The 20,307-nt window shown below is 64.7% G+C and carries 16 protein-coding genes; 5 read left to right on the top strand and 11 right to left on the bottom strand.

Annotation, left to right across the window (positions count from 1 at the left end; all coding sequences use genetic code 11):
* Positions 1 to 35: 35 nt before the first annotated feature.
* From ACUYV6_RS12380 to ACUYV6_RS12360, 5 genes are all read right to left on the bottom strand, one after another.
* The gene (locus tag ACUYV6_RS12380) at positions 36 to 1,319 is read right to left on the bottom strand and encodes an ABC transporter permease (RefSeq protein WP_449278976.1); all 1,284 of its coding nucleotides are present in this window, start codon (positions 1,317 to 1,319) and stop codon (positions 36 to 38) included.
* Positions 1,316 to 2,578: an ABC transporter permease gene (locus ACUYV6_RS12375; RefSeq protein ID WP_449278975.1), complete on the bottom strand. Its 1,263-nt coding sequence runs from the start codon at positions 2,576 to 2,578 to the stop codon at positions 1,316 to 1,318. Before ACUYV6_RS12375 ends, ACUYV6_RS12380 begins: the two co-directional genes overlap by 4 nt.
* Positions 2,575 to 4,089, bottom strand: coding sequence for an ABC transporter ATP-binding protein (locus ACUYV6_RS12370; RefSeq protein ID WP_449278974.1), 1,515 nt, complete (start codon positions 4,087 to 4,089; stop codon positions 2,575 to 2,577). The genes ACUYV6_RS12375 and ACUYV6_RS12370 overlap by 4 nt, the downstream gene beginning before the upstream one ends.
* Positions 4,090 to 4,172: 83 nt before the next feature.
* Positions 4,173 to 5,273: a BMP family lipoprotein gene (locus ACUYV6_RS12365; protein WP_449278973.1), complete on the bottom strand. Its 1,101-nt coding sequence runs from the start codon at positions 5,271 to 5,273 to the stop codon at positions 4,173 to 4,175.
* Positions 5,274 to 5,504: 231 nt separating this feature from the next.
* Positions 5,505 to 6,464, bottom strand: coding sequence for a Ppx/GppA phosphatase family protein (locus ACUYV6_RS12360; protein ID WP_449278972.1), 960 nt, complete (start codon positions 6,462 to 6,464; stop codon positions 5,505 to 5,507).
* A 43-nt stretch (positions 6,465 to 6,507) separates the two neighbouring features.
* Here ACUYV6_RS12360 and ACUYV6_RS12355 point away from each other — a divergent pair, with 43 nt between their 5' ends.
* A complete protein-coding gene (locus ACUYV6_RS12355; RefSeq protein ID WP_449278971.1) occupies positions 6,508 to 6,909 on the top strand; it encodes a GntR family transcriptional regulator in 402 nt (133 codons plus the stop codon).
* Positions 6,910 to 6,916: 7 nt separating this feature from the next.
* Here ACUYV6_RS12355 and deoC read toward each other — a convergent pair whose 3' ends face one another.
* The 3 genes from deoC to ACUYV6_RS12340 form a co-directional block, all read right to left on the bottom strand.
* Positions 6,917 to 7,624 carry a deoxyribose-phosphate aldolase gene (gene deoC, locus ACUYV6_RS12350; protein WP_449278970.1) on the bottom strand — a complete coding sequence of 236 codons (708 nt, stop codon included), beginning with the start codon at positions 7,622 to 7,624 and terminating at the stop codon, positions 6,917 to 6,919.
* Positions 7,625 to 7,651: 27 nt separating this feature from the next.
* Positions 7,652 to 10,309, bottom strand: a complete 2,658-nt coding sequence (locus tag ACUYV6_RS12345; protein WP_449279003.1) for a DEAD/DEAH box helicase — start codon at positions 10,307 to 10,309, stop codon at positions 7,652 to 7,654.
* A gap of 147 nt (positions 10,310 to 10,456) precedes the next feature.
* Complete coding sequence (locus tag ACUYV6_RS12340; protein WP_449278969.1) at positions 10,457 to 11,497, bottom strand: YeiH family protein; 1,041 nt, start codon at positions 11,495 to 11,497, stop codon at positions 10,457 to 10,459.
* An 83-nt stretch (positions 11,498 to 11,580) separates the two neighbouring features.
* Between ACUYV6_RS12340 and ACUYV6_RS12335 the strand changes: the two genes are divergently transcribed.
* Entirely contained in the window at positions 11,581 to 12,501 is a 921-nt protein-coding gene (locus tag ACUYV6_RS12335) for a LysR family transcriptional regulator (RefSeq protein WP_449278968.1), read from the top strand.
* Here ACUYV6_RS12335 and ACUYV6_RS12330 read toward each other — a convergent pair.
* On the bottom strand, positions 12,488 to 14,356 hold the full coding sequence (locus tag ACUYV6_RS12330) for an ABC transporter ATP-binding protein (protein ID WP_449278967.1): 1,869 nt from the start codon (positions 14,354 to 14,356) through the stop codon (positions 12,488 to 12,490). The genes ACUYV6_RS12335 and ACUYV6_RS12330 overlap by 14 nt on opposite strands.
* A gap of 155 nt (positions 14,357 to 14,511) precedes the next feature.
* Complete coding sequence (locus ACUYV6_RS12325; protein ID WP_449278966.1) at positions 14,512 to 15,393, bottom strand: LysR family transcriptional regulator; 882 nt, start codon at positions 15,391 to 15,393, stop codon at positions 14,512 to 14,514.
* A 193-nt stretch (positions 15,394 to 15,586) separates the two neighbouring features.
* Between ACUYV6_RS12325 and ACUYV6_RS12320 the strand changes: the two genes are divergently transcribed.
* The gene (locus tag ACUYV6_RS12320) at positions 15,587 to 16,186 is read left to right on the top strand and encodes a short chain dehydrogenase (RefSeq protein ID WP_449278965.1); all 600 of its coding nucleotides are present in this window, start codon (positions 15,587 to 15,589) and stop codon (positions 16,184 to 16,186) included.
* A 17-nt stretch (positions 16,187 to 16,203) separates the two neighbouring features.
* Here ACUYV6_RS12320 and ACUYV6_RS12315 read toward each other — a convergent pair whose 3' ends face one another.
* Positions 16,204 to 17,259: a PucR family transcriptional regulator gene (locus tag ACUYV6_RS12315; protein ID WP_449278964.1), complete on the bottom strand. Its 1,056-nt coding sequence runs from the start codon at positions 17,257 to 17,259 to the stop codon at positions 16,204 to 16,206.
* A gap of 296 nt (positions 17,260 to 17,555) precedes the next feature.
* Here ACUYV6_RS12315 and ACUYV6_RS12310 point away from each other — a divergent pair, with 296 nt between their 5' ends.
* Both ACUYV6_RS12310 and ACUYV6_RS12305 read left to right on the top strand, forming a co-directional pair.
* Complete coding sequence (locus tag ACUYV6_RS12310) at positions 17,556 to 19,301, top strand: dihydroxy-acid dehydratase (protein WP_449278963.1); 1,746 nt, start codon at positions 17,556 to 17,558, stop codon at positions 19,299 to 19,301.
* 63 nt (positions 19,302 to 19,364) lie between these two features.
* Positions 19,365 to 20,213 carry a substrate-binding periplasmic protein gene (locus ACUYV6_RS12305; protein ID WP_449278962.1) on the top strand — a complete coding sequence of 283 codons (849 nt, stop codon included), beginning with the start codon at positions 19,365 to 19,367 and terminating at the stop codon, positions 20,211 to 20,213.
* Positions 20,214 to 20,307: the final 94 nt, after the last annotated feature.

The following is a 20,307-nucleotide window of genomic DNA, read 5'->3' as shown; positions in this document are numbered from 1 at the left end:
TATTGGCCGTATCGGCTGTATGGTCAGTGCTCACGCTACCCCTTCACGTAGGGTTTGCCGCTAGCCGCGGGCGGACGCGCCTTCCCGGCGAAGCCGACCACGGCGAGCACGGTCACGACATAGGGCAGCATCGACATGAACTCGCCGGGAATCGGCGATCCGAGGTTCTTCAGCAGCGTCTGCAGGTTCGTCGCGAAGCCGAACAGCAGCGCGGCCAGGGTCGCCCGCCAAGGATCCCACCCACCAAAAATGACCGCGGCCAGCGCGATGAAGCCGAGGCCTCCCGTCATCTCTTTGTCGAACGAGCCGACCGCACCGAGCGTGAAGTACGCACCGCCGATACCGGCGATCGCGCCGGCGAGCAGCAGGTTCCAGAAGCGGGTCGGGTTTACGCGGATGCCGACGGTATCCGCAGCCTGCGGATGCTCGCCCACCGCGCGCAGACGCAAGCCCCAGCGAGTGCGGTAGAGACCCCAGGTCACGAGCGGCACCAGAATGTAGGCGAGGTACACGATCAGGGTTTGGTTGAAGAGCACCGGGCCCAGAATCGGGATCTCGCTGAGTCCCGGGATCGCCCAACGCGGGAAGCGCGGCGGCGCATTCAAGGCCGCGGCGTTGGGCTGCATCAGTGCTCCGTGCAGGAAGCTCGTGAGGCCGGTGATGAGCACGTTCAGCACGACACCGACGATGACCTGCTCAACGAAATACGTGATCGAGAACACTGCGAGCACAGCCGCAACCAAAGCGCCTGCGACGAGCGCGCCGAGCAGGCCGGCGACGTAACTGCCGGTGATACTCGCGATGAGCGCACTCGTGAACGCGGCGAAGAGAAACTGTGCCTCGATCGCGACGTTCACGACGCCCACACGCTCGCCGATAACGCCGCCGAGCGCACCGAAGATCAGCGGCACCGAGAGGGAGAGCGCCCCGAAGAGCAGACCAGTGACGGGCACGAGCCCGCCGACGGCCGACCAGATGAGGAAGCCGAAGATGCCCGCGAACGAGAACAGCGTGATGAGCCACAACGATGTCCGACGGTATCGGGTGTAGAACCAGAATGACAAGGCGGCGATGAGCAGCATGAGGATTGCGCACACGATCACTGCCGGTCCAGTCGGCAGCACGAGATCCGGCAGCTGCACCGCCGAGCTCCGGTCGCCGAGGCGGAAGGTGCTTTCGCCACTGCGACTGTAGGGGAAGGCGAGCAGCAGCATGAGGATCGTCACCAGTCCGAGTGAGATCGGCGCCTTGAGACTGCGCTGCCTCACCCGGGCCCCCTCGAAGGTTGCCGGTGATGGCTGTGCGGCTTGGATGGTCATGCCTGCGCCTCCTTCGCCTGGAGTGCAACTACCCGGTTGAAGCGATTCAGGAAGAAGATGGAGCGCACGAGCGGGGGCGCTGCGATGAACAGCACGATGAGGGCCTGCACCACCAGCACGATGTCGACGGGAATGCCCTCCGCGATCTGCATCGTAAAGCTGCCGGCCTTCAGCGCGCCGAACAAGATGCCCGCGGCAAAGACCCCCCAAGCGCGGCTGCGCCCCAGAAGCGCAACCGTGATCGCATCGAAGCCGATACCGGCATCGATGTGACTGGCAAATCCGCTCGTGATCGTTCCTGCCATCTGGTTCACACCCGCGAGCCCAGCGAGGCCGCCGGCGAACGCCATAGCGTAGAAGACGATACGCTCCACTTTGATGCCGGAAGCGCGTGCCGCATGCGGATTCTCTCCGACGGCGCGCATACGGAAGCCGAGCGCTGATCGCTCCATGAGCCACCAGACGAACACGGTGGCGAGGATCGCGACCACGAACCCCCAGTTGGTCGTCAGGGGCGCACCGAACAGCAACGGGAACTGGGCGCTCTCGGGCGTGGCCTGCGAGATCGGCTGATTGCCGCCCGGCTTCATCAGCAGCCCCGGCGTCGAGAGCAGCCAAGCGATGAAGTAGAAGGCGATGAAGTTGAGCATGATCGTGAGGATCACCTCGTGCGCGCCGGTACGAGCCTTCAGGTAGCCGACGATGCCGCCCCAGACCGCACCACCGATGACACCCGCGAGGATCGTGAGGGGCAGATGGATGAAGAACGGAGCGTCCACGAAGAACGCGACGAACGCAGCCGCGGCGGCACCCATCAGCATCTGGCCGCGTCCGCCGATGTTGAAGAGACCCACCCGGAATGCGAGGCCGACACCGAGACCGGCGGCAATGAGCGGCGTCGCAAAGTTCAACGTGTCTGAAAGCGGCTTGATCGCACGAGTAAAGTTCACCGCGTCGTAGTTGAAGATCGACCCGCGGAAGAGTGCCGCGTACCCTCCTGCGATCGCATCCCACACTGCGACGAGCGTGTCAGTCGGTCGGGCGAAGAAGTAGCCGGCCGCCTCCTGCACCTTGTCATCGGTGAGCGCGATGAGCACGCCGCCGATGAGCATCGACAGCACGATCGCCATGACGGTCGTAGTAATCGAGCTCGAGAAGATCTCCTGCAGCAATCGGTTCTGGCGAGGCTGCTCGGGCAGCCTGACCGTCTGGGTATGCGTATCGGTGGTGGGCTCAAGGTTCGGTACTTGCCCGCTCATGCGGCCACTCCTTCCGGCCGCTCCCCGGCCATCATCAGGCCGAGCGTCTCGCGCGACGCGTCTCCCGGCACGATACCGATGATCGTGCCCTGATACATGACCGCGATGCGGTCGGCGAGCGCCGATACTTCATCGAGTTCCGTTGACACGAGCACGACCGGCACACCTGCGTCACGAGCTGCGACGATCTGCTTGTGAATGAATTCGATCGAGCCGACGTCGACTCCGCGCGTCGGCTGAGAGGCCACGAGCAGCTTCAGGTCGCGACTCAGCTCGCGAGCGATGACCACTTTCTGCTGGTTGCCGCCGGAGAGCCGACCCGCAAGCGCGTCCGGCCCCTGCGTACGAATGTCATACTCGTCGATCTTCGCCTCGGCGAACTCGCGCAGCGCTCCGAGCCGCACTGTACCAGCGGAGACGAACCGCGCATCGCTGGAGCGATTGAGCATGAGGTTCTCGGAAACGGTGAACGTGCCGACGAGTCCGTCGGAGATTCGATCCTCAGGAACGAAGCCCACTCCCGCGTCGATGATCTGCTTCACCGTTCGGCCGAGCAGCTCGCGACCATCGAGCTTCACTCTGCCACTGCGCACCTGTTGCAGCCCCACGAGACTCTCGGTGAGCTCGGTCTGGCCATTGCCCTGCACTCCCGCGATCGCGACGATCTCACCCGGTCTGACCGCAAGGTCGACGTGATCGACGACGATGTGTCCGGTCTCATCCACCACGGTGAGGTCTTCGATCGACAGACCGCCCTCGCCGGGAGCCGCCGGCTCCTTCTGCACCGTCAGTTCGACCGCACGGCCGACCATCAACGAGGCCAGCTCGGCGTTGCTGTCAGTCGGGTTCGCCTCCGCCACGACACGACCACGACGGATGACGGTGATGCGATCCGCCACTTCCCGCACCTCACGCAGCTTGTGCGTGATGAAGACGATCGCCGTACCCTCGTCGCGCAACTGCCGCATGATCGCCATGAGCTCGTCGGTCTCCTGCGGAGTCAGCACTGCGGTCGGCTCATCGAACACCAGGATGCGGGCGTCGCGAGAGAGCGCCTTGATGATCTCGACGCGCTGTTGCACGCCGACCGGGAGATCCCCCACGGTCGCATCAGGGTCGACGTGGAAGCCGAAGCGCTCCGCTACAGCGTTCACGTGCTTCCTCGCGCTCTCGAGGTCGAGAGCACCCGCGAACTTCGTACTCTCGTGACCGAGCATGACGTTCTCGGCGACCGTGAATACCGGGACCAGCATGAAGTGTTGGTGCACCATTCCGATCCCCGCCGCCATCGCGTCGCCTGGGCCGCGGAAGCTCTGCACCTCGCCGTCGATGACGATGTCACCTTCTTCAGCCTGATAGAGGCCGTAGAGCACGTTCATCAGCGTCGATTTTCCGGCGCCGTTCTCCCCCAGCAGTGCATGGATCTCTCCGGGGCGTACCTCGAGATCGATGCGATCATTCGCGGTGAAGTTTCCGAATCGCTTCGTGATGCCGCGCAGTTCGAGCGTCATGCTGCTCCGTCCGTATCGTGGTCGACCGTGGAACCGAGGGGTCGCCCAGCGCTTCCGCGTCCAGGCGACCTCTCCGCGATCCCTTACGGCGAGGAGACCGACTCGGCGTCGATCGACCCGTCGATGATGCCCTCTCGGATCTCGTCGAGCTCCGCCTGCAGCGCCGGATCGACCTCAGACTCGAAGTCGTGGAAGCCGGAGATGCCCACGCCGTCGTTCTCGAGCACGCCGACGAACGGCTCCGAGCTGAAGTTACCGCCCGCGGCCTCGACAGCTGCGTCGTGCACCGCGACGTCCATGCCCTTGGTGATCGAGAGCAGCAGGAGATCCTGCACGGTCTCGTCCGTCTCGTAGACGTCGGCGTCGACGCCGAGCAGGGCGACATTGCCGCCCGAATCGCGGATCGCCTCAGCTGCCGACTGATAGATCGGACCACCGACAGGTAGCAGCACATCGACGTCTTGGTCGATGAGACCCTGCGCCATCTGCTTCGCCGTATCGTTCGCGGCGAATTCGTTGGTGAACTGACCGTCCTGCGAATCGACGTCCCAGCCCACAACCGTCACATCGGCATCATTCTGCTCGTTGTAATAGTCGACGCCCTTCGCGAAGCCGTCCATGAAGATCGTCACCGGCGGAATCTTCGCACCGCCGAAGGTACCGACCTTTCCGGTCTCGGACTGCGATGCAGCAGCATATCCGCCGAGGAACGCCGCCTGTGCAGTATCGAACACGAGCGGCTTGATATTGTCAGCGTCCGTCTCGCCGTCGCCATCATTGTCAGCCCAATCATCGATGATCGCGAACTGGATGTCTGGGTTTGCCTGGGCGGCAGCAACCGTCGGCTCGCTCAGCATGAAGCCGACCGAGACGATGAAGGTGCAGCCCTCGGAAACGAGGCCGTCGAGGTTCGCAGCGTAATCGCTCGCGCTCTTCGACTCCGTGACCGCGGTTTCAACGCCGAGCTCTTCAGCCGCCGCCTCCAGTCCCTCATGGCCGAGCTGGTTGAACGACTTGTCGTCGAAGCCGCCCTCGTCCGACACCATGCACGCTTTGAAGCCCTCGACGACGTCGCCGCCGCCCGCCTCGTCTTCGGCAGGGGCCTGACCGCACGCTGCGAGCCCGAGTACGAGCCCGCTCGCGGCCGCCACTCCCAGCAGCCTCTTAGTCGATGAAATTCTCAACTTCCATCCTCCTCGATGAAGTGCCCGCATGATTCGCGGACTTTCTGTTGGGTGGGATCACCACCCGCGTTCCCTCATGAATATGGCAGATCGCTCCGCGCCGCGCATCTGCGTCGGCGGAATGGTTGCAAATCCGCAATCAGGGCCCATGGACGTCGGGCATCAATTGTGCGCGATCCACCGTTCATCGTGTGCTGACCTTTGAGCCGCCGTCGGCGCGAGATACAACAGCTACCCGAAGCTGTGCACCGGATCTGCGCCACGCGCATCGAGCGCATCGATGTAGCGCAGCACGATGCCCTCACGCAGTGCCCACGGCGAGATCGTCAGCGTCGACACTCCGAACACTTTCATGGCGGTGCGCAGCACCACGGCCCCCGCGAGAATCTGGTACCCGCGCTCGGGCGTGATGCCGGGGAGATACTCGCGCACCGATCCCGGCATCTCGCGCAGCGTCGGCTCCCACTCGCGCAGGCCGGTGTAGTGCAGCGGTGCGAGATCACCGGTTTCCGGATCGGGCGGCCCACCGATCAATCGAGCCAGCGAGCGGATCGTCTTCGAAGTGCCTACGACCCGCTTCGGACCGGGCCGGTCGCAGAACAGCTCGTCGCGCACTCGCGTGAACTCCGCGCGGGCATGCGCGCGCAGCGCGGAGACGGCTTCGCGCTGCGGAGGGTCTTCGCGCAGGAAATTGACCGTGGAGCGCCCCGCCCCGAGCGGCAGAGACACCTGGACGTCCGGATATTCGTCGGCTCCCTGCGCAATCTCGAATGAGCCGCCACCGATGTCAAAGAGGAGTACCTCGCCAGCCGACCAACCCAGCCAACGACGCACCGCGAGCATGGTGATTCGCGCTTCGTCTTCGCCCGAGAGCACTTGCAGCACGACCCCGGTCTCGCGGGTGATGCGCGCAAGCACTTCCTCACCGTTCGCGGCTTCGCGGATCGCGGAAGTCGCAGTCGAGATGAGATCGTCGACACCCACCTCATGGGCGGCCTGCACCGATTCGACTATCGACTCGATGATCAGAGCGATTCCCTCTTCAACGATCGCGCCATCGCCGTCGAGATATCTCATGAGCCGCAGGATGGATCGCTGCGAGTGGTACGGCACGGGGCTCGCCCCCGGATGCGCGTCGACGACGAGCAGGTGGACGGTGTTGGATCCGACGTCGATCACTCCCAAACGCATGGGGAGAGTCTAAAGGGTGGCGGGGGCTCCCTATGCTGGGCGCATGACGAACGCGCATGTTTTCGACTCGTTGACGCTCGAACGGGGATCCTCCACCCCGCCGAAGCACCAGCTGCACCGCTGGGTGATCGAGGGGGTCGCAGCCGGTCGGTTGAAACCAGGCCAGAAGCTCCCGACGATCCGCGCACTCGCCGAGCGCCTCGGTCTCGCCGTGAATACGGTCGCGGGCGCGTACCGCTCTCTCGAAGAGGCAGGCGTCGTCGAGGGGCGCGGCCGGTCTGGCACCTTCATCGCCTTCGACGACGACCCGCTCGAGGCTCAGGCGCAGGAGATCGCCGCCGAGGCCGCAAGGCGCTTGCGCGCACTCGGCATCACGCAGGATCGCGCGATGCAGATCCTGCGGGACGCGGTGGAGGTTGCCGCGGAAGTCGACACCTCGGGGTAGACGCGGCCTAGTACCCGCCGGAATTCGCCTCGTCGACCTGCTCTGCGTCCCACGAATCAACGATCGCAGCCGTGCCGGACACGCCGAACCGTGTGGCGCCCGCAGCCCACAGCTCGCGCACGGTCTCGGCGGTGCGCACGCCGCCGGAGGCCTTCACCCCCAGGCGACCCCCGACGGTGTCGGCCATCAGACGGACGGCGTGCAGCGTCGCACCGCCGGACGGGTCGAAGCCGGTCGAAGTCTTGACAAAGTCTGCGCCGCCGGCCTCGGAGGCTCGGCAGGACTCGACAATCTGCTCGTCGGAGAGGGCTCCGGTCTCGAGAATCACCTTCAGCACCTTGCCCGGGCAGGCCTCGCGCACGGCGCGCACTTCGGCCTCGACGCCGGCCCAGTCTGCCGCCCGCACGAGGCTCCGATTCACCACCATGTCGATCTCATCCGCACCGTCCGCGACGGCGCGGCGCGCCTCGTCGGCTTTGACCTGCGCGTGATGCGACCCCGAGGGGAACCCAACCACCGTGACAATCTCGAGTCCATGCTTCTCCACGGGAAGCAATTGGGGACTCACGCAGACCCGCGCGACACCGAGCCGCACCGCATCTGCGAGAAAGCCGTCGAGTTCTTCCGCCGTGGTTCCCGGCGCCAGCAGCGTGTGATCTGCGATGCTGAGGAAGGTATCGGCGGTAATGTCGGCGTGCTCCGGCGTGTGGTTCATGACCTCCAGCCTAAGCCTTAGAAATCGCTAGGCACCGAACGGCCCCACACGCTCGACACGCAGCACGGGTTCGCCCGACTCCTCGGAGGCTGCGAGATCGATGCTCCCCTCGATACCCCAATCGCGATCGCCCTCGGGGTCGAGCAACACCTGACGAAAACGCCAGGTTCCGGTCTGGTTCTCCTCGTGCTCCTCCTGTTGCTCCTCCCGATTCGGCGCACGGTCGAGTTCGAACAGTCCGACCGCGCGGGCGTCGGCATCGATCCGGATCTCGTCGTATTCCGCGTAGTAGGCATCGAGCGCGGCCCGCCAGTCATCCACCGAGAACTGAGTGCCCGACTCGATCTCGGCCAGTTCGTCGTAGCGCTCGTGGGCAGCGGCCTGTACCCGGCGGAACAGCGCGTTGCGCACCATCACGAGGAAGGCTCGCTCGTTGCGCAGAATCGAACGCGGCGCTGGTGGTGCTGTGTCACGGCCGGCGGCGAGCGCCATTCGCGCCGCTTCCGGGTCGGCGTCGGGATCGGCCAGCGCCTGCCACTCGTCGATGAGACTGGAATCGATCTGCCGCACGAGCTCGCCCAGCCAGTCGATGAGCTCGTCGAGTTCGTGGTTCTTCGCCCGCTCGGGGACGGTGCGCTCGATCGCACGGTACGCGTCGCTGAGGTAGCGCAGCACGCCACCCTCGGCACGGCCCAGTTGATAGAACGAGACGACATCTCGGAATCCGAAGGCGCGCTCGACCATGTCGCGTACGACCGATTTGGGCTGCAGCTCGAAATCGCGCGCCCAGGGCACTTCCTTGGCATATGCCTGAAACGCTTCGCCGAGCAGCTCTTGCAAGGGTCGCGGGTAGGTGACCTCTTCGAGCAGTTCCATGCGCTCTTCGTATTCGATGCCCTCGGCCTTCATCGCGGCGACCGCCTCGCCGCGCGCTCGATGCTCTTGGGCACGCAGGATCGCCCGCGGGTTCTCGAGCGTGGCCTCGATGACGGAGATGACGTCGAGCGCGTAGGTGTCGGTCTCTGGATCGAGGAGCTCGATCGCGGCAAGCGCGAATGGCGAGAGGGGTTGGTTGAGCGCGAAGTTTGCCTGCAGCTCGACGGTCAGCCGCATGAGGCGCTGCCCGTCCTGCTCGTACACTTCGACGATGCCACCGTTGCGGAGCGTGCGCAGGATCCCGAGCGCGGTGCGGGCGTGCTCGTACTGTCTGGCGCGCGGCTCGTGACTGTCGAAAATCAAGGTGCGCATCACCTCAAGCGCCTCGCCTTCGCGCTGCTCGCCGCGTGCGATCACGGAGAGCACCATGGAGTGCGTGATGCGCATCCGGCTGACGAGCGGTTCGGGCTGCGCGGCGACGAGCTTGTCAAGGGTGGATTCGTTCCAGGAGACGAACCCCTGTGGCGGCGCCTTCTTCTTCGGGCCTTTCCCGATCTTCTTGCCAGCAGCCGCCTTCGCCTGAGCCTTCGCGCTCTGCTTCGCATTCTCGACCTCATGCTCGGGCGCAAGAGCGATGACATCGCCCTCGGTGTCGAAGCCGGCTCGGCCTGCACGACCGGAGATCTGATGGAACTCTCGCGCACTCAACCGACGCATCCGTTCACCGTCGAACTTGGTGAGCGCGGTGATGACGACGGTGCGGATCGGCACGTTGATGCCGACCCCGAGCGTGTCCGTGCCGCAGATCACTCGCAGCAGGCCCTGCTGGGCGAGTTGCTCGACGAGGCGACGGTAACGAGGCAGCATGCCGGCGTGATGCACGCCGATACCCGATCGCACGAGACGCGAGAGCGTTTGACCGAAGCCCGTGGAGAAGCGGAAGTCGCCGATCGCCTCAGCAATGCGATCTCGACCGGCGCGATCCACCAGCTTGATCGACGAGAGCGCCTGCGCCTGCTCAACCGCGTGCGACTGGTTGAAGTGCACGAGGTACGCGGGGCTCTCTCCGCGCTCGAGGATCCCCTCCACCGTCTCGTGGACCGATTTCACGGCATACGAGAAGCTCAACGGAACGGGGCGCTCGACTCCGGTGACGAGCGTAGTGTCGCGTCCGGTGCGGCGGGAGAGGTCGTCCGCGAGTTCGGTGACGTCGCCAAGCGTCGCCGACATCAGCAGGAACTGGGTGTGCGGCATGAGCAGGAGCGGCACTTGCCAGGCCCACCCCCGGTCGGGCTCCGCGTAGAAGTGGAACTCGTCCATCACGACCTGCGTGATGTCGCCCGCGTCGGTAGCGTTCGGGTCGATACCGTCTGGGCCGGTGCTGTTTGATCCCCGGTCTCGGAGGGCGAGATTCGCGAGGATCTCTGCGGTGCAGCACAGTATCGGCGCGTCGGGGTTGATCGACGTGTCTCCGGTGACCATGCCGACGTTCTCCGCTCCGAACGCGTCGACGAGTTCGAAGAACTTCTCGCTCACGAGCGCTTTGATCGGAGCCGTGTAGACGGTGCGACGGTCTTCGGCGAGCGCGATGAAATGGGCGCCGAGGGCGACCATCGACTTACCGGTTCCCGTGGGGGTCGCGAGAATCACATTGCTGCCGAGCGCGAGACCGAGAATCGCCTCCTCCTGCGCCGGGTACAGCTGCAGCCCTCGCTCCTCCCCCGCCCAGCGCTCGAAACTCGCGAAGATATCATCGGGTTCGGTGAGCCCGGCGTCCTCGAGTTCGTCGAGCATTCCGTTCAGGTTCATCTGAATTCTGCGCTCCACTGGGTTCTGCGCTCCTTGCATGGGCTTGGGCGGCTCCGGATCAGGCCTCCGTGCCGCGCACCTCAAGCTTCGCACAGGAGAGCCGAGCACTCTGAGCCGAGCACTCTGAGCCGAGCACTCTGAGCCGTGCTACCCCATGAGGTCTCCGAGCGCCATGATCCCGAGCGTCGTTGCGGCGACGAGCAACGACAGCAGCCCGCCCAGCGCCAGCGGCTTGAGACCGGCGGTGCGGATCGCCGCCAGGTCTGTCGACAGGCCGATTCCAGCGAGTGCCATCGCGACCAGGAACACGCTGATCCGCCCTAGGATGTCCGCTCCGGTGGGCGAGATAATTCCGGTCGAGCCGATCGTCGCCATCACGACGAAGCCGACAAGGAACCACGGCACGAGACGCACCATCCGGCCCGGCGTCATCCGCTGCCCATCGTCGTTCCTGCGGGCCTCGACGACCGCGAGCGTCACGCTGACCGGGATGATCATGAGGGTGCGCACGAGCTTCACAACGACGGCGAAGCCGAGTGCAGCGCTGCTGAACACGCTCGCCGCCGCGACGACCGAGCTGGTGTCGTTCACGGCTGTGCCCGCGAACAGGCCGAAGGCGTGCGGAGTCATGCCGAGCGCATGCCCGACGAACGGGAAGATGATGACCGCGAGGATGTTGAAGAGGAAGACCGTCGAGATCGCATAGGAAATGTCGTGGCTTCTCGCCCCGATGATCGGTGAGACCGCGGCGATGGCGGAAGCCCCGCAGATGCCTGTGCCGACCCCGAGAAGCATGCGGATGTCGCGTTCGATTCCCAGCCAGCGGCCGAGGAGTTGGGCGGCGAGCAGGCAGACCGCGAGCGAACCGAGCATCACGGGAAGCGACTCCGCACCCACCTCGACGATGCTGCGCAACGACAACTGCGACCCCAGCAGCACAACCGCGCACTGCAGCACGAACTTGCTCGAGTAGCCGATCCCCGGGACGATGCGGCCGCTCGGCTTGTGGAAGACGGTGATGACGACGCCGATGACGACGGCGGGGATCGCCGAACCGATGAGCGGCACCGCCGTTCCGATCGCGGTCGCTACCGCGGCGATGGCGACGCAGACGAGCAGGCCGGGCCAGACGTCCCTTCCGCGAGAGAGGAGGCGCTGCGGAAGCGTGGTAACGGGTGCGATCTGCATGGTGATCAGCATGCAGCACACGACGCCCGCACGGTATCCCGCGCTCTTTGGCGAGGTACAAGAATTGGTTGTATCGTACGCATATGGCTTCTCCGACGCTCGCAGACCTGCGCTGTTTCGAGGCCGCCGTTCGGACGGGAAGCATCTCGCGCGCTGCCAAGGATCTCGGCGTCTCGCAGCAGGCGGTGTCTTACCGGCTCCGCGCGCTCGAACGGACACTCGGACTCGAACTCATCCATCGATCGCACACCGGAATCACCCCGTCGGAAGCCGGCACCTCGATTCTCGACGGAGCGTCGCGGGTACTCACAGAAATGGGCGCGCTCGAGGCAGCGATCGCTGCAGCGCAGGGTGCGTCGCAGGAGACCCTGAGCGTAGCCGCCAGCCAGACGATTGCTTCGCACCTGCTCCCCGGCTGGTTGATCGCATTGCGTCACGCCCAGACCCGAAACGGCGGCGCGGTCACCGCCGTGCAGCTCCACACCGCGAATAGCACGAAGGTCGCGGCGATGGTGCGCTCCGGCGAGGTGGACCTCGGATTCATCGAAACGCCCGAACTTCCTCCAGACCTCGGCACGGCTGTCGTCGGCTGGGACGAGATGGTGCTCGCCGTGGGGCGCCACAGTCCGCTCGCGAGCAGCGATGCTACGACCCTGGAAGAGGCGGCCAGACTGCCGCTCGTCTCGAGGGAGCCCGGAAGCGGCACCCGGACGGCGTTTGAGATGGCCGTCTCACATGCTGTGGGACGCGTACCGGCGAATCCTGCCGTCGTGCTCGGCACGGAGGCCGCCGTGCGCTCGGCGGTGGCGGCCGGCGTCGCGCCGGCGGTACTCAGCACGCTCACGATCGGCGACGACGTGCGTCTGGGCCGTATACAGCGCATCGCGTTCGCCCCGGAACCGCTCATGCGGCCGCTGACCGCCATCTGGCGAGGATCGGGTCGAGACCTCGGCGGCGCGCGCCGCGAACTCGTCTCGATCGCGTCCGAGACTAACCACCGGTGAGGTCGTATCTCTTCAACCGCTTCCGCACCGACTTCGACGGCGAATTCTGCAGGGCGAGCAGTTCCGCGTAGATCCCGCCCGACACGGCGAGCTCCTCCGGCGATCCGATCTCATCGATTCGACCATCGCGGAGGGTGATGATCCGGTCGACCTCGGCGATAGTCGAGAGCCGGTGCGCGATGATCAGGCTCGTGCGGTCACGCATGAGGTCATCGAGCCCCTCCTGCACGAGTCGCTCCGATTTGGTGTCCAGAGCGCTCGTCGCCTCGTCGAGCACCAAGATCGGCGCATCTTTGAGCATCGCCCTCGCCACCGCAATACGCTGCTTCTGTCCACCTGACAGTTTCATGCCGCGCTCGCCGATGACGGTGTCGTATCCGCGCGGAAACGACTCGACGAAGCGGTCGACCGCCGCCCGTCGGGCGACAGCCTCGATCTCATCCCGAGTCGCTTCGGGGTATCCGTATGCAATATTCTCCGCGATCGTTCCGGAGAAGAGCACAGGCTCCTGGAAGACCGCACCGATGCTGCGTCGCAATGCGGCAAGATCCACGTTCTCGCCGGCGCTCTCGCGCGTACTTTCGCCCTTGCTCTCGCCCCCGCGCGCCGCGGGCACGTCGATGTAGCCGGATCGTGGCCGGTACAGCCCCATCAGCAGACTCGCGATCGTCGTCTTGCCGCCGCCCGACTCGCTGACGAGCGCGATCCGCTCGCCCTGGCGCGCCGAGAAGTCGATGCCAGTCAATACGTCTTGCCCGGCTTCGTAGCCGAAGTTCACGTCGTGGAAGGCAAAGGCGAGGGCGCCCGGGTCGCTGATGGCACGCACGGGCCAGTGCTCGTCGTGCATGATCGGCTCCGGATCCTCGTCCATGACTTCGAAGTACGACCGGGACCCGGCAATCGCCCGCTGCCCCGCATCAACCGCCCAGTTCAGGCTCATGATGGGCTGCCTCGCCATCGCGACCAGCTGGATGAGCATCACCATTTCGCCGGGAGTAAACGCTCCCGTGACCGTACGGACGAAGATCATCGCGTACAGCGCGAAGAAGATGAGGTTCAGCACGCCGCGCCGCAGGGCGTCCATACGGTGCCAGTACCTCGATTGCTGACCGGTGATGCCGACCGTCTCCGAGAAGTGTCGGTCGAAATGGCGCAGCTCGCCGTGCTCGCGCACGAAGGACTTCACGACCCGCATCTGACCGACGACCTCGGCAAACCGACCCGATGCGATGTCGACGTGCTCGTTCTTCCGGCTCTCAAGGCGCTGCCACTTACGGCTGGTCAGCGCCGTCAGCCAGAGATACAGCGGATAGCTGATCGCCAACAGCACGGCGAGCGGCCAGTAGTACCAGGCACTGATCACGAGCACCGCGACCGCCGTCATCAACATCGTGACCAGCAGGTTCGAGAACGTCTTCACGAAGTTCGTGATCTCGGAGATCGAACGATTGAGCCTGGCCACGATGGTGCCGGTCATCTCGTCATCGAAGTAGCGCTGCGGTAGCGACAGCAGCTTCTCGAAGTACTGCGTCGAGAGACTCGATCGCATCTTCGCAGCGAGCACATCACCCCAGTACCCGCCGACGGCGCTCACCGCGGTTTCGAGCAGCGAAACCGCGAGCACGGCGACCGCGAGCAGCAGCACGGTCCGCACAGTCGCGGCGACGAGCCCCTCGGGCACGCCCCCGCCACCGGTGCCCTCGCCGATCGCCTCGACGATCACATCGGTCACCCGGCCCGTGAGAAACGGGATCGCAAGACCCGACAGCGTCGTCACGATGGCAGCGAGCATGATCGCGACGTAGTAGGGGACGAACGAGCGAGTGAATCGCAGGATGCGTACGAGTGCGGTCAATCGAGACCTTTCGGGATTCGAGGGCGACAGCCAGCCGCCCGCACGAAGAAGCAACGAGTGGTTACGGTGAATTATTCCGGATGGTGTCCCGCCGTGGCATCCGTAAAGCGCGGTGTTGAACTAGCGCGGTGTTGAACTAGCACTGCGCCGATCAGCTACCCCTGACCCGCGAGCTCCCGGAAGTACGCCTGCGCGAACTCGGCGAACTCGATGCAGGCGGGATGCACCCGATCCCGTCGCCACACGATCGAGACTTCGACCGGCGGCGCATCGCTGATGCTCCGGTAGACGACTTCCTCGCTGCGATGCCCATAGGCGGTCGCAGCCGATGTCACGCCGACGGCCTCGTCGAGCGCGACGCTCACGAGCCACTCATCGGTGTTGCCTGCGAGCAGCGAGGCCGGCATGCGCTCCCGCCCCTCCCACAGCCGCAGACTCGCGGTCGGAGAGACCGAGCAGAGAGCCACCGCCCCATCGGCGAGGTCGTCGAGCGAGACCTCATCTTGCGCCGAGAGGCGATTCGACGTCGAGATCGCAGCGACCAAAGTCTCGGTGAACAGCGGCGCAGCGATGAGGTTCTCGGGAAGCGGCGCTTCGCCGCGTGCTCGCTTCACGATCGCGGTATCGATACGCGATCGCTCGAGAGCGAGAAGCAGGTCATCGGGTCGACTCGCTTCAATGGTGGATCGCGAGACTCCTTGCCACTGCTTGATGAGCGCGAGGGTGTGCTTGCCGAGGCCGGCCCATGCCCAGCCGAGACGCAGCGGACCGGCGTGCGATCCGTCGAAGCTCGAGACCAGGCGGTCCAGGCCGGCGAGCAGCGCACGACCCTGATCGACGACCTCTGCTCCGTGTTCAGTCAGGCGCAGACTGCGGGTCGTGCGCATCACGAGATCGGCGCCGAGCAACTCCTCCAGTTGACTGATCGTGCGAGACAATGTCGGCTGCGTGACGCCCAGCATCTCGGCGGCTGCGGTGAACGATTCGGCCTCCTCCAGCGCGACTATGGCGCGGAGATGGCGCAGTTCGATACTCATGTCCCCAGCGTATGCACCTTCGCGGAGATCGCCGAGAGTCCCCTCCTTTTCTTATGCATCTCGCGCATGAAACATGCGTCCCACGTATTTCCCAACGAGCACCTGCACTCGTACGCTCGGAGACAAGGGAACGGATCTCCGCATCCCCGTTATGCACCAACCCGCGTTATGCGCCAACCCGAAGGAGCAGCATATGAGCAAGAAGGTTCTCATCATCGGAGCGAGCGGTGCCGTCGGTTCGGCCGCGGTCAAGGCGCTTGCGAAACAGCATGAAGTCATCGAAGTGACTCGCAACACGACCCCTTCGGTGGACCTCGACGACCCCGCATCGATCGAAGCGCTGTTCGCAGAAGTCGGCGAGGTCGACGCGATCGTCTCGGCCGCAGGTCACGTTCCGTTCAAGCACCTCTCGGAGTTGACCCGCGACGACTACATCACCGGATTCTTCGGAAAGACGCTCTCCCAGCTCGATCTCGTGCGCATCGGCACCCCGTTCGTGCGCGACGGTGGCTCGATCACGCTCACGACCGGCATCACGGCCCGTGAAGCGATCGCGACCGGGTCGGCCGCCGCCATGGCGAGCGGCGCGCTCGAGGCCTGGGTCATCACCGCGGCACGCGAGATGCCCCGCGGAATTCGCGTGAACATCGCGAGCCCGACCGTGCTTGAAGCGGCTCCCGGGTTCCACGAGTTCTTCCCCGGCTTCCCGCCCGCGAGCGACGACGCCGTCGGCAACCTGTACCGCCGGGCCGTCGACAACATCGAGACCGGGCAGGTCTACAAGACGGAGTAGGTGCGGCCACAGAGTAGCTAGAACTGCAGGAGGCGTCGGGCTTTCAGCGCGAGATGAAGCGCGAGCCTGACGCCTCCATTGTCGAGTTCAAGCCCGGTAGCACTCTCGATCCTCCCCAGCCGGTGATACAGGGTGGACCGATGAATGTGCAGAATGTCCGCGGCCTTTCGAGTGTCACCCGCACAGTCGAGGAAGGTCTCGGCCGTCCTCAGGAGTTCACCCGTGCCATCGGCTTCGCCCAGCGCTTCAACGGCCGGGATCGAAGCATGCTCTGCCAGGTCTTCAGCCGGCAATTTGAGTAACGCAGCGAAGACTCCCAGCTCCCTCCAGACGGCCACCCGCCCGAGTTCGGGAAGCACTTCAGCGGCCCGGCTCGAAAGACGTGCTTGCCGAAACGCAACCGCTGACCCCGACAGACTCGAACTGGCGTCACTCACTCCGCAGTAGACGTCGGACCATCGATCCACAGCGCACCGCGCCAGGCGGAGGGCCGCCTGCAGCGCCCCGGATTCCGACTCGCGACCGTCGTCGCCGATGAGAAACGTCACGCTGTTGGGCGCGGTCATCCACAGCGCGCTTCGACTCTCCGTGTGAGTGAGCTCCCGCTTGAGCTGAGCACCGAACTGGTTCGCATCGTGCGCGGCCCCGGGGTTCCAGTGCACCGTCACCACCACGAGGCGGTCGACGTGCTCCAGCATTCGGGTGTCTGTGATCTGATCCTCTGCGTCATTTCGCGAGCTGCTGTCGTTCGCGAAGAGATCCCTCAGAACCGCCTCTTCGCGGTTGCGGTCGCGCTCGGAGAGCAACGTCTGGGTGTAGAGCAGCATCGCAACCTGGTCTGCTGTGCGTTCGACCTCGCGCAGCTCGGTCTCCGACATGCTGCGGTCGGGGTCGATCACGCAGAGCAGCCCGAATGTGGTGCCGTTGCATTTCACCGGTGAGAAAAGCCGCCCCTCAAGTCCGAGGTCTTCTCGGCCTTCGATCCACACCGGCTGCTGCGACTCGGCTACGCCACGGGACTTGTGATACTCCCGGCTATCCGAATTCCAGCCCCCGTTGACCAAGCTTCTCATCCGTGCTTGATCCGCGTCGCCGTAGTGCGCACTCGACACCAACGCGCGCAACTCGAGGCTGTCCAGGACGACTGAGCGCCCTAAACGCCGCGCACAGTCGTCGATTGCTTTTTGAACCTCGTGATCCATCGCGCCCTCCCGCCGCATGCCGCGATGTGGAAAGCCTATACGCGCCACCCATCAGGAAATATTCGCGTCAGACTCGAAAACCTTCGTATCCGTGCCGATGTGCTTCGCGACGAGCGTCACTACCTTGAGATGCAAACAACACGCGATACAGGGAAAGCGAGGTCGGTATGGCCCGGCGCACAGACAGCGCATGCGACTCATGCGAGCTGCGCAGCAGGGCCTGGTTCTCAGGCACCGGAACCGCGCCCTTCAACCATCGTGCGAACCTCAAGGCGCTGGGGCATCAGGGCGAAATGTTCGATGGCCGCCCGGTGATCGGCATCGCGAACTCGGCTTCCGACCTCGTGCCCTGTAACTCGAGCTTGACGACCCTCGCCGAATGGGCAGTACGCGGAGTTCTCGAGGCCGGTGGGTTCCCGCTCGTGTTCCCTACGATCTCGATCGGCGACTCGATCATGCGCCCGAGCGGCATGATGTATCGCAACTTGATGAGCCTCGAACTCGAAGAGCTCGCCCGCGCCAATCCCATCGACGGACTGATCCTGCTTACCGGTTGCGACAATACGGCTCCCGCATATGCGATGGGGGCTGCTAGCACGGGGCTCCCATGCATGTTGCTGCATGCGGGTCCCATGCTCAGCGGAAGCTGGCGCGCCCGCCAGCTCGCCTCCGGAAGCGATGTGTATCGCCTGAACGACGAAGCACGGACCGGGCACCTCACGAACTCAGACCTCGACGAGGCCGAGTATGGAATCTCGCGTAGCCCGGGCACCTGCAACACGATGGGCACCGCCTGCACCATGGGTGCCGTTCTCGAGACGATGGGCCTCTCGCTCATGGGCACCGCGAACATACCGGCCATGGACGCCCGCAAGAAGGCCGCTGCACAGCGCACCGGACGCAGGATCGTCGATCTCGTCAGAGAGGGCGTCGGCATCGCCGACATCCTGACCCCCACTGCGTTCCGCAACGGCGCCCGAGCGAACGCAGCAATAGGTGGGGGCACCAACACCACCGCGCACCTCATCGCCCTCGCCGGGCGACTCGGCATCGATTTCACCCTCGAGCACATGGAGGCGTACAGCCGCGACGTTCCGCTCCTCACGAACATCATGCCTTCGGGCGAACACCTTATGGAGGATCTCTTCAACGCGGGCGGCCAGGCCGCATTGCTCAAGAATATGGGGGACCTGCTCGACACCTCCGCACTTACGGTCTCCGGTCGCACACTCGCTGAGGAGATCTCAGATGCGGTCGTCTGGGACCCGGAAGTGATTACGACGCGCGATCGGCCGTTCAGCTCGGAACCGGCGCTCGCAGTACTCCGTGGCAACCTCGCCCCGCACGGTGCGATCATCAAGGCAACCGCGGCAGATCCTCGCCTCTTGAATCATCGCGGTCGAGCTGTCGTATTCGATTCGGTGGAGGATCTCGATGCCCGCCTCGATTCCGATGATCTCGACGTCGACGAGGATTCCGTGCTCGTACTGCGCGGAATCGGGCCGCGCGCCTACCCCGGCGCTCCGGAGCTCGGCAACATCAAGATCCCCAAGAAGTTGCTCGACCGAGGCGTCACCGACCTGGTTCGAATCTCTGACGGCCGAATGAGCGGTACCGCGTTTGGCACGGTCGTGTTGCAGGTGGCGCCCGAGTCCGGGGTCGGCGGTCCGCTCGCGCTCGTGCAGAACGGCGATGTCATTCACCTCGACGTCGCGAACCGCACGCTCACACTCGATGTTCCGGAAGAGGAGCTGAACTCCAGACGAGCCGGGTGGACCCCGCCTGAACAGCAGTTCGAGCGCGGATACCGACGACTCTACGTCGATCACGTGCTCCAGGGCGATGAAGGCTTCGACTTCGATTTCCTCCGCGGAGCATCCGGAGCGCCACCCCTGCTCCGAAGGCCGTACTGACCTCAATACACCCCACCCACACTCCGCCTGGCTCTATCAGGCAAACTCATAGGAGAGACGAAGATGTCAAAGTCCAGCAAGGTAATTCTCGCGATCGTCGCTGTGATCGCGCTCGCGATCGGTGGCGGTTGGCTCGGAGCCCGTATCCAGGGCGGCGGAGGTGGCGGCGAAGCAGGAGCCTCCGCGAACGGCGCCTGGCTCGACAAGATCCAAAGCCAGGGCGAGCTGCGCGTCGGCATCGCCTCCGCTCCCCCGATGACCGGCGAGCAAGAAGACGGCCAGATGGGCGGCCCCAACGTTCTGCCGCTCGAGAAGCTTGCCGAAGAGATGGGTGTCGAGTTCACGCCGGTCGCCGCTGAGTGGTCGAAGATGGTCTCGGGTCTGCAGGCGGATCGCTTCGACGTCGCCGCGTACCTCGACGCGACCTCCGAGCGCTCACTCGCCATCCAGTTCACCGACAACGTGTACACGAACGAGTACGTCTTCATCGTCCCCGAGGCATCAGGAATGAGCACTGCCGAGGAAATCATCGAGGCCGACAAGATCGCCGTGGCGACGGGAACTTCCTATGAGCCTGCCGTCGAGGCGCTGAATGTCGAAACCCTCAGCGTCGAGAGCATCCCGCAGTCGATCGAGGTCGTGAAGGCCGGCCGCGCGAACTCCGCATTCGGTGATCTTCCGACCCTCGCCGAAGCGGCGAAGCAGAACCCTGATCTCAAGATCGTCGTTCCGGAGACTCCGATTTTCAAGTCCGACACCAATTACGGAGTGACCGCCGATGTCGACGCTCGCTCGCTGCAGGTGCTGAACATCGCGATTCGCAGTGCTCAGCAGGATGGTTCCCTGCAGCGCGCCTTTGATGACGCAGGTGTGATCACGTTGGAGAACCTCGGCGATCTCGAGATGAAGTAGGCGAGTGATCGTCCAGAACCTCTGGAGTTCTTATGATCATCAATAGTTACGACTTCAACTGGAACGCGGTCACGAACAACTTCGATCGGCTGCT

It is taken from the genome of Leucobacter sp. GX24907 (assembly GCF_053567335.1).
Note: the sequence above shows the minus strand (reverse complement) of the source record. Positions and strands in the feature narration are given on the sequence as shown.

Excerpts from the sequence above, each read along its gene's own strand:
- ACUYV6_RS12335 (WP_449278968.1), top strand. The coding sequence starts at position 11,581 with ATGGCTTCTCCGACGCTCGCAGACCTGCGCTGTTTCGAGGCCGCCGTT.
- ACUYV6_RS12310 (WP_449278963.1), top strand. The coding sequence starts at position 17,556 with ATGGCCCGGCGCACAGACAGCGCATGCGACTCATGCGAGCTGCGCAGC.
- ACUYV6_RS12340 (WP_449278969.1), bottom strand. The coding sequence starts at position 11,497 with ATGCAGATCGCACCCGTTACCACGCTTCCGCAGCGCCTCCTCTCTCGC.
- ACUYV6_RS12325 (WP_449278966.1), bottom strand. The coding sequence starts at position 15,393 with ATGAGTATCGAACTGCGCCATCTCCGCGCCATAGTCGCGCTGGAGGAG.
- ACUYV6_RS12380 (WP_449278976.1), bottom strand. The coding sequence starts at position 1,319 with ATGACCATCCAAGCCGCACAGCCATCACCGGCAACCTTCGAGGGGGCC.
- ACUYV6_RS12370 (WP_449278974.1), bottom strand. The coding sequence starts at position 4,089 with ATGACGCTCGAACTGCGCGGCATCACGAAGCGATTCGGAAACTTCACC.
- deoC (WP_449278970.1), bottom strand. The coding sequence starts at position 7,624 with ATGAACCACACGCCGGAGCACGCCGACATTACCGCCGATACCTTCCTC.
- ACUYV6_RS12355 (WP_449278971.1), top strand. The coding sequence starts at position 6,508 with ATGACGAACGCGCATGTTTTCGACTCGTTGACGCTCGAACGGGGATCC.
- ACUYV6_RS12345 (WP_449279003.1), bottom strand. The coding sequence starts at position 10,309 with ATGAACCTGAACGGAATGCTCGACGAACTCGAGGACGCCGGGCTCACC.
- ACUYV6_RS12375 (WP_449278975.1), bottom strand. The coding sequence starts at position 2,578 with ATGAGCGGGCAAGTACCGAACCTTGAGCCCACCACCGATACGCATACC.
- ACUYV6_RS12305 (WP_449278962.1), top strand. The coding sequence starts at position 19,365 with ATGTCAAAGTCCAGCAAGGTAATTCTCGCGATCGTCGCTGTGATCGCG.
- ACUYV6_RS12360 (WP_449278972.1), bottom strand. The coding sequence starts at position 6,464 with ATGCGTTTGGGAGTGATCGACGTCGGATCCAACACCGTCCACCTGCTC.
- ACUYV6_RS12320 (WP_449278965.1), top strand. The coding sequence starts at position 15,587 with ATGAGCAAGAAGGTTCTCATCATCGGAGCGAGCGGTGCCGTCGGTTCG.
- ACUYV6_RS12315 (WP_449278964.1), bottom strand. The coding sequence starts at position 17,259 with ATGAGAAGCTTGGTCAACGGGGGCTGGAATTCGGATAGCCGGGAGTAT.